The organism is Rhizobium sp. WSM409 (assembly GCF_057653825.1).
On record NZ_JBYGKP010000003.1, the window covers coordinates 503,433 to 517,252 of the forward strand.

Annotated in this window: 13 protein-coding genes; 2 read left to right on the forward strand and 11 right to left on the reverse strand. The window is 60.8% G+C overall.

Annotation, left to right across the window (positions count from 1 at the left end; translation table 11 throughout):
- Positions 1 to 74 precede the first annotated feature (74 nt).
- The gene (locus AC25BC_RS30055; RefSeq protein ID WP_128438676.1) at positions 75 to 1,835 is read right to left on the reverse strand and encodes an MOSC and FAD-binding oxidoreductase domain-containing protein; all 1,761 of its coding nucleotides are present in this window, start codon (positions 1,833 to 1,835) and stop codon (positions 75 to 77) included.
- Between the two features lie 52 nt (positions 1,836 to 1,887).
- Positions 1,888 to 2,445, reverse strand: a complete 558-nt coding sequence (gene mug, locus AC25BC_RS30060) for a G/U mismatch-specific DNA glycosylase (protein WP_128438677.1) — start codon at positions 2,443 to 2,445, stop codon at positions 1,888 to 1,890.
- 148 nt (positions 2,446 to 2,593) lie between these two features.
- On the opposite strand from mug, the gene AC25BC_RS30065 reads away from it, so the two are divergent.
- Positions 2,594 to 3,076, forward strand: coding sequence for a DMT family transporter (locus AC25BC_RS30065; protein ID WP_128438718.1), 483 nt, complete (start codon positions 2,594 to 2,596; stop codon positions 3,074 to 3,076).
- Positions 3,073 to 3,513: a DMT family transporter gene (locus tag AC25BC_RS30070; RefSeq protein WP_128438678.1), complete on the forward strand. Its 441-nt coding sequence runs from the start codon at positions 3,073 to 3,075 to the stop codon at positions 3,511 to 3,513. Before AC25BC_RS30065 ends, AC25BC_RS30070 begins: the two co-directional genes overlap by 4 nt.
- Before the next feature lie 116 nt (positions 3,514 to 3,629).
- On the opposite strand, the gene AC25BC_RS30075 is transcribed toward AC25BC_RS30070, so the two are convergent.
- The 9 genes from AC25BC_RS30075 to AC25BC_RS30115 all read right to left on the reverse strand — a co-directional run bounded on the left by AC25BC_RS30075 (position 3,630) and on the right by AC25BC_RS30115 (position 13,703).
- Positions 3,630 to 4,790 carry an amidase family protein gene (locus AC25BC_RS30075; RefSeq protein WP_128438679.1) on the reverse strand — a complete coding sequence of 387 codons (1,161 nt, stop codon included), beginning with the start codon at positions 4,788 to 4,790 and terminating at the stop codon, positions 3,630 to 3,632.
- Positions 4,791 to 4,803: 13 nt separating this feature from the next.
- The gene (locus AC25BC_RS30080; protein WP_003553132.1) at positions 4,804 to 5,511 is read right to left on the reverse strand and encodes an ABC transporter ATP-binding protein; all 708 of its coding nucleotides are present in this window, start codon (positions 5,509 to 5,511) and stop codon (positions 4,804 to 4,806) included.
- Positions 5,504 to 7,267, reverse strand: coding sequence for a branched-chain amino acid ABC transporter ATP-binding protein/permease (locus tag AC25BC_RS30085; protein ID WP_206642369.1), 1,764 nt, complete (start codon positions 7,265 to 7,267; stop codon positions 5,504 to 5,506). Before AC25BC_RS30085 ends, AC25BC_RS30080 begins: the two co-directional genes overlap by 8 nt.
- Positions 7,254 to 8,087: a branched-chain amino acid ABC transporter permease gene (locus AC25BC_RS30090; RefSeq protein WP_003553135.1), complete on the reverse strand. Its 834-nt coding sequence runs from the start codon at positions 8,085 to 8,087 to the stop codon at positions 7,254 to 7,256. The genes AC25BC_RS30085 and AC25BC_RS30090 overlap by 14 nt, the downstream gene beginning before the upstream one ends.
- Before the next feature lie 51 nt (positions 8,088 to 8,138).
- Complete coding sequence (locus AC25BC_RS30095) at positions 8,139 to 9,287, reverse strand: substrate-binding protein (protein ID WP_128438681.1); 1,149 nt, start codon at positions 9,285 to 9,287, stop codon at positions 8,139 to 8,141.
- Positions 9,288 to 9,316: 29 nt separating this feature from the next.
- Positions 9,317 to 10,162 carry a nitrilase family protein gene (locus AC25BC_RS30100; RefSeq protein WP_128438682.1) on the reverse strand — a complete coding sequence of 282 codons (846 nt, stop codon included), beginning with the start codon at positions 10,160 to 10,162 and terminating at the stop codon, positions 9,317 to 9,319.
- Positions 10,163 to 10,350: 188 nt separating this feature from the next.
- Positions 10,351 to 10,974 carry an ANTAR domain-containing response regulator gene (locus tag AC25BC_RS30105; protein WP_003553141.1) on the reverse strand — a complete coding sequence of 208 codons (624 nt, stop codon included), beginning with the start codon at positions 10,972 to 10,974 and terminating at the stop codon, positions 10,351 to 10,353.
- A gap of 1 nt (position 10,975) precedes the next feature.
- Complete coding sequence (locus tag AC25BC_RS30110; RefSeq protein ID WP_003553142.1) at positions 10,976 to 12,109, reverse strand: transporter substrate-binding domain-containing protein; 1,134 nt, start codon at positions 12,107 to 12,109, stop codon at positions 10,976 to 10,978.
- 145 nt (positions 12,110 to 12,254) lie between these two features.
- A complete protein-coding gene (locus tag AC25BC_RS30115; protein ID WP_128438683.1) occupies positions 12,255 to 13,703 on the reverse strand; it encodes a M20 family metallopeptidase in 1,449 nt (482 codons plus the stop codon).
- Positions 13,704 to 13,820 lie beyond the last annotated feature (117 nt).

Here is a 13,820-nt window from a genome sequence, read left to right on the forward strand (position 1 = left end):
TTGCAAGGCAGTGATGAGCCCGGGCTACGACCGCGTCTGTTGTGATCAAGAACCAGGGCGCGCGTCGTCCCGCTTTACAAATCGATCACGATGTCGCCGTCAGGCTTCGAGCAGCAGATCAGCACATTGCCGTCCGCCGCCGCATCGATGGGGTCCGGGCGGTAGCGGACCCTTCCCTCGACAAGTCCGGTCTCGCAAGTATGACAGACGCCGGTGCGGCACGACCATCGCACTGGCACGTCGCAGGCCTCGGCCAACTCGAGCAAGCTCTGGAATGTCGGCTCCCAGCGCACATTGAGGCCGGTGCGGGCAAACGACACCAGTGGCCCGGAACCTGCAAGCCCTTTCGGCAAATGTGGTGGCCGGCGCGGCGAGGCAGCTATGCCCGGGGTCATCGCGGGACCCGCGCTGAACATCTCGGTGTGGATCCGGTTCGGCGCGATGCCCAAGGCTGCAAGGCCGGCGCTCAGATCGCTCATGAAGCTCGACGGCCCGCAGACATAGACGTCACAATCGCGCGGCAGGTTGAGCGACTTGAGCGCCTGCGCATTCAAATGGCCGCGAGCGTCGAAATCTATATCGGGCCGATCCTTGGGGTCGGGAGTGCTGTAGCAAACATGGCTGTGGTGGTGAGGAAGCCTCTTAAGCAGCCCGCGCGCCTCCTCGGCAAAGGGATGTTCGCGGCCGTTGCGGGTTCCATATAGCCACCAGACTTCCCGGGACGATGCTTCGGCGGCCAAAACATGAAGCATCGCGAGCACGGGCGTCACCCCGATCCCGGCGCTCAACAGAACAACCGGCGTATCGCCCGGTCGCAACGTGAAACTGCCGCGTGCCGCACTTGCCTGCACGATGTCGCCGACCCGCAATTCCTCGTCGATGTAACCGCTGGCAGCGCCATGGGCTTCCCGCTTGACGCTGACGCGGTAATGCGTGCCGCCGGGCTCGCCCGACAGCGAATAGCTGCGCGTCAGCGCAGGCGCCGAAGCCGGGCCGAACCGCAGCACCACGAACTGCCCGGGGAGTGCTGCGGCAACAGGTTGGCCATCTGCCGGTTCGAGCACGAGGGAAACGACGCTACCGCTTTCGCGCACCTTGCGCGACACACGCAACGGGCGGAATCCGCGCCATGCCGGAGGCGGCCCGGACGCGGCTGCCAGCCCGGCATTCCCTGTCGTCGCGCCCTCCCTTCGCTCCTGCTTGAGTAGTGCCTCGAATGAACCGCGCCATCCTGCGCTTAGTGCCGGGATGCGCAGGGCGCGCTCCAACTGATCGTGAGGGTGACCCGGCATATAAAGCAGCGCGTTGATCTCGAAAACGCTCATGCCCTCCGGTCCGGACCCGACCTTGGTGATCTCGTCGCCGGCCTGCACTTCGCCTTCCTCCAGCACACGGAAATAGAAACCAGGTCGGCCGTGCTTGACCACCAGCGCGGCCATCTCCGGCTCGTCCATGCGTATGCCGAGCCGGTAACAGGTGACGCGCGGTTGCGTCACTTCGAACAGGGCACCGCCGATCCGGTAACGGTCTCCTATGCATACCTCTACGTCCGGCAAGCCGTCGACGGTGAAATTCTCGCCGAACTGCCCGTAGACGAAGTAGTCTCGGCGCAAGTGCTCCTGCCAGTACCCATAGGAATCAGTCTGATAGACAAAGACTGCGCGGCGTTCGCCGCCGTGGCCGGCCAGATCGCCTTGTCCATCGCCGTCAACGTTCAGGCGCCGCGCCATGCGCGGGCCGTCGACCGGCGTCTTCCAAATGGCAGTGTTGACGATCTTGCCTTGCCAGTTGATCTCGCGCGGCAGGCCCACATTGACCGAAAGCAAGCGTCCCATGACATTTCTCCCGAATGATGATCACCGCAATTTCGAGATCGACGAAGGACGGCTACAGCGTCAATCTCAGCTCGAGATAGTGTTCGGTCAATGTCGTCAAGGTGAAGGCTCTGTTGAGGCCGCTCGGATTTGGCAACAGCCAGACGTCTGCGCCGGCAAATACCTCAGGCTGCCGACCCCATTCAACATCGGCTCGAAGACTGATCGCCGCGTATGCCGCCTTTCCGAGAAAGGCCAAATTGGCTGGCGCAATCTTTCGTATCTTGTTTTCCAGGACGGGCGCGGCGCTGCGATAGTCCTGCTTCTTGAGCTCGCTTGCGCTTTTCGTAGGACGTGACACCGCGGATGTCAGACCGCAGCCATATTGCAGCAGCTCGCGCTCTTCATCCGCCCGCAGCAGACGCGGTGTAAATCCGGCTAGATGCAAGACCCGCCAAAAACGGTTGCTCGGGTTCGAGAAATTATGGCCGTCGCGAACCGCGGACAGAGCCGGATTCAATCCGCAGAAAACCACGGAAAGGCCAGGAGCGAGGATCTCCGACAATCCGGCTCCCGGTATTGTGGAGGCGTCTGGACTATCGAGATCCGCGGACCTGGCATCATCTTGCATTATGGCACATCGCTCGAATTAAGCCTGTCAAATACACCAACCATGTGTCGATCGGACGATGCTAATCATCTTGCTGAAAATGCCGATGAATGGCCTTAGTGGCAATTTGAAAAATATCGGCGCAATCGATTCTTTGACAGGATCTGCAATGACCACCGAAGCACGTAGTTCGCATCCCATCTACTTCATTGGAGCTTTTGCCACGGGCGGGCTCCTGACTTTCATGGTGCACCTCAACGGCGAGTTGGCCCGTTATGGCAATCCTCTGTTCTCATCTTGGACCGCACACGGCACAGGCATCATCGCCGCCGTCCTTCTTCTCCTGATGGTCCACCGCCGGCGCACGCCCAGGGTAGAAAAAGCTCCCGATGCACCTTGGTGGGCTTATCTCGGAGGGATATCCGGCGCTGCAACGGTCATTCTGACCTCTACTGCGGTCAACTCACCGCTCGGGCTCTCCGGCACCTTGGCTTTGGGTTTGGCAGGCCAGGTCGCCTTCAGCGTCGCGGCCGACAGTTGGGGACTGTTCGGTCTGCCAAAGCGGCGCCCAGATAGACGAGACATCGTAGCACTCGGCTTGGTCGTCACCGGGGCCGCACTCATTATATTGTTCGGGCGAGGTGCGGCGTGACCATATTCATTCTCCTGGCATGCCTGGGCGGTGTGCTCGTCGGCCTCAGTCGTCAGCTCAATGGACGGTTGAGCGTATCGACGACGCCGCTGATCGCATCCTTCTGGAACCATGCGATAGGCTTTGCCGCCCTCACCTGCCTCGGTCTTTTTGTGGGAGGTTTGCTTCCTGCGGGTGCGGCCGAGGCGCCTTGGTATACCTATCTGGGTGGTCCCATCGGCGTCATCTTCGTGGCGGCGGGCAGCTGGGTCATTGCTCGAATAGGCGCGGTCAATTCGGCTCTGCTGATCATCGGTGGTCAGATGGTGACAGGGGTGGCGTTTGATTATATCAGCGCCGTGCCCGCGTCGTTTTGGGCGAACGCGATCGGAATTGTTCTCATCGTCGGCGGAATGATGGTCAGTCGGGGACGACGCAAAGCCGGCGGCTCGCAATAGCCAAGCGCAGTGCTGCGATTCCGGTGCCATTGCAGCACGAACAATTTTATCGGCCGGTCGCAAGCAGTGGGGATTGATGGACGGCGGAGACATGGCTCCGCGCCGCATTTGCTCTTTCACCCAGCTCCTAGTCGCCTGGCCAGATCAATGAGCATCCTGTCGGCGCCCCTTGCGCCGAACAAGGAAAGCGAACCGCTCCCCGCGCAATTGACAATGGGAAAAGCCAGTTGCGGGCAGCCGCTAAGGCCTGAAAGACACAGAAGCTTGATGCAGGCGGAACGAAATGCGGCAAAGCTTTCCGGTTCTGCGTCGCGCCTTGGCGGGCTCGTGGCCAAGGTCGGAAGAGCGACAACCACATTTTCGCGGAGCAATCGGTCGATCTCCGCGGAAAAAAGTTTGCGGATCCTGCCTGCCTCGCGCACCTCCTCGTCGACCAGGTGAGATCCTGACAGAAGACGCGCCGCAATATCGGGCGCAATGGCTTCAGGGCTCCGCTCGAAGAGTGTTCTGTTGCTTTCCCAGGCTTCCCTTTGCAGGATGGTGATGAACGTCAAAGCAAGATCGGCGAGGCTGAACGAGGCGATAGCATTGGTCATGCGAATAGGCATGCCCGCTGATCGAAGGCGGGCGATCATCTCGTCGGCGACCGCGTCGTCAATGGTTGCGAAGATATCCTTGGGAATGAGAATAGATGATGGTTGGTCATTTGCCGCGGGCATGCCGACGGCGCTCATCACCGCGGCCATTGGTTCCAGGCTTCTCGTCATGAAGCCCGGCACGTCGAAGCTTGGCGCCAGCGGACGCAGCGCTCTGTTGTCGAGGCTTCCATGTGTCGGCCGCCAGCCGATGAGACCGTTGACGGCGGCGGGCAGACGGATGGAGCCGGATGTGTCTGTTCCAAGGCCGATATCGGCGAGACCAGCGGCAACCGCGACGGCCGAGCCCGACGACGATCCGCCGGGAACGAGGTGGGGATCGCGCGGATTGATCGGCATGCCGAAGTGGATGTTGCCGCCGATCAGGGAATAGGCGAGCTCATCCGTATTGGTTTTGCCGACGAAACAGGCGCCGGCATCCAGCAGCGTCTGGACCAGAGGCGCCGTCGATGTCTTGATGCCGGAGGCAGCGAGTACCGCGGCGTTGCCGGCCGCGGTCGGATAGCCGGCAACGTCGAAAAGGTCCTTGACCGCCAGGCGAAGGCCGGAAAGCGGACCGATAGCCGCGCTCCCGACATCCGCATCCAGATAGGGCATGAATGCGTTCCATGGGTCTCGCACTTGCCCCGGCTCCCTAGATCTTAAGGTGTTGCAGGACGTGGTCGCGGCTGTCTGGACCATTGGGGCTTTCGTCTTCGATCGCCCCAAGTTTGAGAATGGCCCAGCGGTCGGCCACCGAAAGGGCAAAATCCAGGTTCTGTTCGACGAGCAGAATGGTCGTGCCACGTTTCTCGCGATCGTCCCTTAATGCTTTGGCGATGTTCTGAACGACGGAGGGTTGCAGGCCTTCGGAGATTTCGTCGATCAGCAGCAGTTTTGGACGCAGCATGAGTGCCCGTGCGAGGATCAGCATTTTCTGCTCCCCGCCCGACAGGGTGCCGGCCTTCTGCGCCAGCCGATCCTTCAGGAACGGGAAATAGCCATAGACCCGCTCCAGGGCGGATGGCAGATCCAGATCGCCCTTGAGCGCCAGGCGGAGATTGTCGCGGATGGAGAGATCCTGGAACAACGGCAATTCCTGAGGGGCGTAGCCGATGCCGGAAGCGATCAGCTCCGCGGGCTTCCTGTCGGTGATACTAGCACCGTCCACCTCGATCGTGCCCTTGCCGGCACGCAGGAAGCCGAGGATCGTCTTCAGCAGCGTCGTCTTGCCCATGCCGTTCTTGCCCATGAGCGCGAAGATCTCCCCCGGCCGGATGGCGAGCGACACGCCATTGACGACATCGACCGCGCCATATCCGCTCGAGACCTCGCCGAGCTTGAGTTTGAACGTATCAGCCATGGGCGCCTCCTGCGTAGATGGTGCGAACCGTTTCGGAATTGACCACGTCATTCACCGTGCCGTCGAGAACGAGCTTGCCCTGGTGGAGAACCACGATGCGGCTCGATATGTTGCGCACGAAATCCAGATCGTGTTCGACCAGGATGGCGGCGAAACCCATTTCGTCCGTCAGTTTCTTGAGGATGGTTCCGATGGTCATGCGCTCAGTCTTGGTAAGACCCGCAGTCGGCTCGTCGAGAAGAATGATGCGTGGTTCCAGAGCGACGACCATCGCCAGTTCGAGAGCCTGTCTTTGACCATGCGACAGCAGCAAGACCGGCTTGTCCAGCATATCAGCCATGCCGGTGAGCGTCAGGATCTCGGCTGCCGCTGCCGGCAGCATGATCTCGCCAAGCGACCGCATCGCGTTGGGTCTCTCGCGGCTGAAACGCGCCATCTTGAGGCATTCACCGATGGTCATGCTGTCGAAGATGCTGGCAACCTGAAATTTTCGGCCGACGCCGAGGGCGACGATCCGTTCGGGTGCACGACCGGCGATATTTGTACCGATGATGTCTACCTGACCTTCGATCTGCTGGGTACCGTCCGACAGACAACGCATCAGCGTGGTCTTGCCGGCGCCGTTGGGGCCGACCAGGCTGACGAGTTCTCCAGCGCCGATTTCAAGGTCGATGCCCTTGAGGACGGAGAAGCTGCCATAGGACTTGCCGAGACCGCGGATCGACAGAAGGCTTTTGCCCGCCAACGCACCATCCTTGGCGACGATGCGGGTCGGCAAGGACTTTAGAGTGCTGCTGGAGTTCGCCGACTGCAGGAACCGCGTCACCAGGGAAGCGAGGCCGCCCGGCAAAAGGATGATCATGGCGACGAAGAGCGCACCGATGATCAGTTGCCACAGGAAGGGCAGATCGCCCGAAAGACTGGCGCTCAGATAATCGATGCCGATTGCGCCAAACAGCGGTCCGATAATCGTTCCCCGGCCGCCAAGCGCCGTCCAGACGACGAGTTCGGTTCCAAAAACGAAACCGGTGTTTTCAGGAGCGACGACACCGGAAGCGTTGGCAAAAAGGAAGCCGGCCAGGCCGCATACGCCAGCCAGAACGCCCGTCAGGACGATCTTCAGCCGGGCGGGGTTCATGCCCAGATAGGCAACGCGGGCTTCATTGTCGCGGATTGCGACGAGCAGACGGCCGGCGTCCGAGCGGACGAAGACGATGGCAAGAACGGCCAAGACCAGCAGGCACGCGCCCGACAGGCGGAAATAGCCGGGAAGCCCGAGCGGGAGGGTTTCGTAACCGACGAGGCCACTCGAGGAACCAGTCCACGTGCCGCCCGAAAAGACGAGCTGTGTGACGACGATCGGCACCACGAGCGAGATCACGGTGGCATAGAGCGGTGTCGAGCCGTGATAGAACGACAGCCAGCCAACGGCGAGGCCAAGCACGAGCGGAACGAGCACGGCGGCGACAAGCGCGACGACGAAAAGCGCCGGGCTTGCGCCGATATGGGTAAGAACCATGGCGGTGGCATAGGCGCCCACGCCAAAGAACGCCGCCTGCCCGAAAGTGAGGACACCCGTGTAGCCCCAGAGCAAGTCGACGGTGACCGCCAGCATGGCGTAGATCATCGAACGCGTCAGTACGTTGAGGCTGAAGCGGCCGAGAAACATCGTTCCGAAGACGATCAACAGGAGAGCTGTGAGCGCCAGCGCCAGAAGAAGGACAAGCCGGAGTCTTTGTCTGTCACGCACGGGCAAATCCCTTCGGACGGATGCGCAGTGTGATTGCGCACAGGACGGCGACGGTGATGCCGCCGAGGATTGGACTGAAATAGATGCTGACAAGCACCTGAGCGGCCCCGAAGATGAGGCAGGCGGCGGCAAGCGCGCCGAAAGAAGAGCCTGCGACCATCACCAGCATGAAGGCGCCCGTCAGCCAGGCGACACCCATATTGGGATCGACGCTGGTCAGCGGCGCGAGCAGCACGCCGGCAAGGGCGGCAAGGCCGGTGCCGATCATGAAGGTCGCCAGCCGCACCTTTTCGGTATCGATACCAAGTCCGCGCGCCAGCGTTTCATTCATGATGACCGCCCGGGCGGAAAGACCAAGCCTTGTCCCATCGAGCAGCAAGGTGAAGCCGAGCCCCAGACCGACAGCCGCGACAATGGCGAAAAGACGGTAGGCCGAGTAGCCGGCGCCAAAGAGATCGAAAGTGCCGGGCAGCAGCGCCGGCGTGAACTGGACATCACGGCCAAACCAGAGCGTGATCAACTGGCCGATGACGATGCCAAGGCCCCAGGTTGCAAGAATGGCATCGAGCGGCCGACGATAGAGAGGCCGCACGATGAACCGTTCGGCAACACCGCCGAGGATCGCTCCGACCAGAAACGCGAAGGGAATGGCAAGCCACGGATTGAGGCCGATCCGGCTTACGACGACAGCGCAGTAGGCCCCGATGGTCAGCCATGCGCCATGGGCGAAATTGATGATCTTCAGCACGCCGAAGATCGCAAGCAGCCCGGCGGCAACGATGAAGAGAATGGCCGCAGTGCTGACAATATCGAGAAAGAGCGTCATTTCTAGAACTCCGATGCTGGAGGCGGGGCACCCTGCCCCGCCACGCTGGTTTCAGAGATTCGGGCACTGATCGCCGGGATCGACGTCCTTGAAGCTATCGACGACTGCAACGCTGCCATCGTCCTTTACCTGGCCAAGATACATCGTCAGCGGCGCGTGGTGCTGTTTGTTCATGGAGATCTTGCCGCGCGGACCGGTGAAGGATGCGTCCGGGAGGGCTTTGAGCACGTCCGCCGTATCCGTGCTGCCGGCCTTTTCGACGGCTGCCTTGTAAAGGTAGATCGCTTCATATTGTGGCACGGAAAGATCGTTCGGCGTGCGCAGTTCCTTGCCGAACTTCTTATCCATGGCCGAGAGAAAAGCCTTGTTTTCCGGGCTATCGATGCCGGTGACGTAGGATGCCGAGAGGAAGATGTCCTTGGCATCCGCGCCCATGCTCTTGGCGGTGCCTTCGTCAACGGCGAGATTGCCGTAAGGCAGGGTGACGCCAGACGAGCGCAACTGCTTGGTCAAGGTCACGTTCGGTGCGCCGCCGGCTGTCGAGGTGATGATGGCGTCGGCGCCCGAGGAGCGGACCTTGGAGATGATGGCCGTCCAGTCGCTGCCGTCCATCGGCAGATATTCCTCGCCGACGACCTGAGCCCCGGCTTTTTCGATATAGCCCTTGGCGAAGGTCAGCATGCCGCGTCCGAAGGCATAATCCGAACCGATCAGGAAGAATTTCGTTGCGCCCTGTTTGCTGATGAAATTGTCAACGACAGGCGGCACCTGCTGTTCTGGAACCCAGGCATCGACGAAAAGATTGGCGTTGCAGGATTTGCCTTCGTAGAACGACGTGTAGATGTATGGCACGTCACCCTTGGAAATAATCGGCAGTCCGGCATTGCGTGCAGCACTCGTCTCCATAGAGATGATCACGTTCACCTCCTTTTGGAAAACCAGGGAATCGAAGGCCTTTTGCGCGCCGGCCGCCCCTGATGCGTCGTCGGCGATCTCAAGCTCCAATGGCCGCCCGAGCACGCCGCCTTTGGCATTGATCTCTTCGACGGCAAGCTCCGCAGCTTGGACGACGGATGGCGCGACCACGCTGTTTGCGCCAGACAGCCCGACCGGCACGCCGATCTTGATCGGGTCCTCGGCGAAAGCTGCGGTGGCGAATGCCGCAGATGCCAGCGTCAGGATTATGGTTTTCATTTGCATTTTGTTCCCCTTTCTTGAGTGGGTCGATGTTACCCGTAGACATCGGCTCGGCGGTCGCCGAGCAGATGATTGAAGCTGTTGAGCGTGCGGGTTTCCGTCACGCTCGACAGATCGATATGCGCAAGGAGGATTTCCTCGCGATCGGCGCTGGCCGGACCAGATACGGGCCAGCCTTGCGGGCCGACGATCAGGCTTCGGCCGATGAAGGACTGGCCGCGCTCGATGCCGATCCTGTCGGCGCAGGCAATGTAGAGACCATTGGTGTGGGCAGCCGCCTTGTGGAGGATATTGGCCATCGGCTCGGAAACGCTTTCCGCACCGGCCATCGGGACCCAGTTGGTGGGGACGCAGACCAGCTCGGCGCCGGCCAGCGCCAACTGACGAAACGTTTCCGGAAACCAGCCGTCGTAGCAGATAGCGATGCCGATACGGCCGAATGGCAGGTCGAATACCGGCAGCCCGAGATCGCCTTTTCTGAAAAAACGGTTTTCGTTGTTCCACAGATGAAGCTTGCGGTATTTGCCGATATATCCCTCGGGACCGCAGAGAAGAGCGCTGTTGTAAAACCGGTCGCCATCCTGCTCGGCAACGCCGCTGACGATGTAAAGGCCAAGCTCCTCGGCAAGACGGCAGAGCGTCTCGGCACTCGGGCCGCCGGGTACCGGGCCGGCCAATGTGGCAACCTCGTCGCCGTCACGGAAGTTATAGCCGCTATCGGCGAGTTCCGGCAGAACGACGATCTCCGCGCCCCTGGTCTTTGCCGACCTCACCAGCCACTCGATAGCCGCAAGATTACGAGCGCGATCACCGACGATCGGTTCGAATTGGACGGTTGCGACGGTTACCGTCCGTGCGGCTGAGGTCTTGACGGTCAATCTTGTCTCCAAACGCAAAAAACCTCTGGCACGGAATTCAATCCGTGAACCAGAGGCTACATAGCCATGATGTGAATGCGGCAGCCCTGCCGCCGAGCAAACCTGCTCGTTGTCTTTAGGCTTGCACGAAAGAATGTGACCGTCAAGCGGCTTTAGCAGGCATCTTCAGGGCGCATAGGTTCGGCGACTTAAGGTTGAGTTTTTGCGCTTATGGAAAGTCCGAGGCTTTTCATGGTGTCTTGCGCGGCGATGATGGATTCGGCAATCGTCGCCATCGGAACGCGCTTTGACGTCGCCTGATCGCGCAACAGCTTATAGGCCGCCTCCTCGTCGAGACCGTTCATGACCCGCAGCGCCGAAACGGCCTTTTCGACCAGCCGGCGACTTTTCAAGGTTTCCTCGAGTTTTTGCACTTTGCCGGCGAGCCGTTTTTCGTAGCTATGCCGATAACGTGCAAGCGCAAATTGCGTCAGAATGCCGAGTGGCCGCAACGGTTTGCTGATCACGCCGTGAGCGTTGAGATCGATGATCGCTTGGAGGGCGGTCGGGCTCTCATAGGTTACGATGGCGATGATCGCCGTCTGCTGGAGGTCGATAATCTGCAGCGCGTGCTCGACATGCACATCCTCGACGTGCAGAAAGACGGTGTCTACGTCAGGAGGCAAGGCTGGCGGAAGCGGCCAGGTGGCCCGAACCTCACAGCCAAGGCGCTTGAGGTGGGCGATCAGAACGTCGCCGTCCTCGTCGCGAGGATGGACGACCAGAACGCGTGCGCGCCGCAGATCCTGAACGATCCTGCTCGGTCCCGCCATCTCAGGCCTCCAGCCAAACGTCTTCGAACCGCGAAGCCGTCAGGTAGGGATCCGGCCGGATCGGGCCAGGCGCCTGCCAGGCAATGTCGAAAAGTCCATCGGCGCGCGCCACGCCAATGCGGGGATGCAGCCAGAGGTGGCGGGTATCGGCGTCGAAATTGATCCGGCCTTCCGGAGCAAGAAAGTCTTCCAGGAGAATTTCCTCGGAAATGCGATGGGTTTCGAGCGAGCCGGCCCGAGCAAGCGCTCGGGCGAAAAGGTGAACCTGCGCATAGGCCGGCTGCGACCAGACGCTCGTGGTGAAATCCTGGCCGAAGCGGGCTTTGAATGCCCCTACGAAGCGCTCATTCGCCTCGTTTTCGACCGTCTGGAAATAGGTCGCAGACAGAATATGGCCGGTGCAAGCGTCGGCTCCGATCTCGCGAATCTCGCTCTCGGCCATGGTCAGGCTGGCAATCGGGACCCGCCTGCGATCGATCCCGGTCTCGGCATACATGCGGTAAAAACGCTGCGCCGGCCGGCCGATGATCGTCGAGAAAATGGCATCGGGCTTGAGACGAACGATATCGGAAATAACCGAACGCAAGGTTTGTTCGTCGGCATGAAGAGGAAGATATCGTTCGCTGACGACTTCACCGCCCTTTGCCTCCACCACATCGCGCATGACCCGATTGGATTCGCGCGGATAAATATAATCTGCACCGACGAAGAGGATCCGGCGTCCATGGTGGCGGAGAAGGTATTCCGCGAGCGCGAAAGTATTCTGATTGAGGGTGGCGCCGGTATAGACCACATTCTCCGAATATTCGAAACCTTCATACATCGACGGATAAAACAGCAGTCCGTTGTGCCGCTCGACGATCGGCAGCACCGCCTTTCGGCTGGCCGACATCGACGCACCGAAAATGATGTTGACGTCGTCATCGGCCAGAAGTCGCCGCGCCAGATTGCGATAGGCGGTTTGATCCCCGCCCGGATCATAGGCGATCGGAACGATGGGCTTGCCAAGCACGCCGCCCGCCGCATTGACTTCCTCGATCGCAAGTGCGGTGCCAAGAAAGTGCTCAGTTTCCGTAATTTCGCTAATTCCGCTTCTGGAAAACAGCACTCCCACCCGCCATTCGGAGCTTGTCATCTTTCCCTTTTCCGAGATGTTGGAGGTTCGAAAGCGGTGAATGCCTGAGTTCCGCGCTTTCGACTTCCATACCCTTAGTGCTTTTTCATGCAGTGCTGCAAGCGGGTACGATGCACCCGCGTATCACCCAACGGATGGAGACAGGTTACCGGCTATGAACCGATGCAGGCATCACATCGTCGGGGATCGGGCACACATAGGCTTTGCCGCTGGTCTTTTCCCGCCACTCGGCCGTCGCGGCTGCCAGAAGGTCGGATGACGACATCAATGCGAGCCCCGTTGTCGCAAGCGTCTTGGCCGCATGCGCCATGGCTTTGTGCGCGGCCGGGCTTTTTCCCTGCGCGACGACCTGCCAGGTATGGGGATTGGTGCCGATCGCCCAGGCTGGTGCCCAGCATTGCGCAGTCGGCGTCACCCAACTGACATCGCCGACATCGGTCGATCCGGCCCGGAAATGCGATTGTCCCTCGAAATCGCGCAGGCCGGTGTGCAGGGGCGCCGAGCCATCGACCTTGGCGTTGGAGAACACATCGCCCTTGATCTGATAGAGGCGGATGCTGCTCCTGATCGCTTCGGGTGTGAAGGTATCCTGGATTTTGCTCGCGAAAGCGATGTCGGCCTCGTCAAAGGCTATCGGCCCGAGGGCGACCATGTTCTCGTGCATCGCCGTTTCAAGTGTGATGTTGGGAAGAAGGTTCGTCGAGGCGGTGTCGAACACGATCTCGACCTCTGTTTCGGTCATCATCGCCGCACCTCGTGCAACCTTCTCGACCCGCCCGACAAGCTCAAGCGCCTGCGGCATGTCAGGCGCCCTGATCAGATAGAGAACCTCGGCGCTGGCCTGCACCACATTGGCGGCCCTGCCGCCGGTGTCGGTGATCGCGTAGTGAACGCGACAATCCTGCGGCATGTGTTCACGCAGGAAATTGACGCCGACATTCATCAGTTCGACCGCATCGAGCGCCGAGCGGCCGAGATGGGCGCTGTTGGCCGCATGTGCTGCGACACCCCTGAAGCGATAGTAATATTCGAGAACGGCAAGATTGTTCGTCGAGCGAACACCGTTGAACGGAGCCGGATGCCAGGTCAGTGCGGCATCGACGTCATCGAACGCGCCGGCGCGAACCATGAAGGTCTTGCCGGAACCGCCCTCCTCTCCCGGGCAGCCATAATAGCGCACCGTCCCGGGCAGGTTGTTCTCCTTGAGGTGGCGGGCAAGCGCAACCGCCGCCATCAGCGATCCGACGCCAAGCAGATTGTGCCCGCAGCCGTGACCGGTTGCTCCCGCCGCCTCGGGAAGAGGCTCGGCTAGGTCGGCGGTCTGGCTCATTCCGGCCAGGGCATCGAATTCTCCGAGGAAAGCAATCACCGGCTTGCCGCTGCCGGATTCGCCGATGAAGGCCGTTTCCATGCCTGCGACGCCGCGGCGCACGGCAAAGCCGTTTTCCTCGAGTGTCGTTGCCAGCAATTGCGACGAGCGCCGCTCCTCGAACTTCAACTCTGCGAAGTCCCAGATGCTGTCGCTGAGGGCAGTATAGTCCGGCTTGATCTTTTCGATCGTCGCGGCAATGGAGCTGATCGCGTCAAGATTCATGGTATTCCTCGCTGTCTGCCCTGCCGCCACAGGGATGTGTTGCACCGGACCCGGCAGGACTGCCTGCCGGATCTCCTGTTGACTGTTGAGTGGGATGGTGGCGCCCGACCATCGGGC

Excerpts from the sequence above, each read along its gene's own strand:
- AC25BC_RS30105 (WP_003553141.1), bottom strand. The coding sequence starts at position 10,974 with ATGGCGGGACCGAGCAGGATCGTTCAGGATCTGCGGCGCGCACGCGTT.
- AC25BC_RS30095 (WP_128438681.1), bottom strand. The coding sequence starts at position 9,287 with ATGCAAATGAAAACCATAATCCTGACGCTGGCATCTGCGGCATTCGCC.
- AC25BC_RS30115 (WP_128438683.1), bottom strand. The coding sequence starts at position 13,703 with ATGAATCTTGACGCGATCAGCTCCATTGCCGCGACGATCGAAAAGATC.
- AC25BC_RS30065 (WP_128438718.1), top strand. The coding sequence starts at position 2,594 with ATGACCACCGAAGCACGTAGTTCGCATCCCATCTACTTCATTGGAGCT.
- AC25BC_RS30055 (WP_128438676.1), bottom strand. The coding sequence starts at position 1,835 with ATGGGACGCTTGCTTTCGGTCAATGTGGGCCTGCCGCGCGAGATCAAC.
- AC25BC_RS30090 (WP_003553135.1), bottom strand. The coding sequence starts at position 8,087 with ATGACGCTCTTTCTCGATATTGTCAGCACTGCGGCCATTCTCTTCATC.
- AC25BC_RS30110 (WP_003553142.1), bottom strand. The coding sequence starts at position 12,109 with ATGACAAGCTCCGAATGGCGGGTGGGAGTGCTGTTTTCCAGAAGCGGA.
- AC25BC_RS30080 (WP_003553132.1), bottom strand. The coding sequence starts at position 5,511 with ATGGCTGATACGTTCAAACTCAAGCTCGGCGAGGTCTCGAGCGGATAT.
- mug (WP_128438677.1), bottom strand. The coding sequence starts at position 2,445 with ATGCAAGATGATGCCAGGTCCGCGGATCTCGATAGTCCAGACGCCTCC.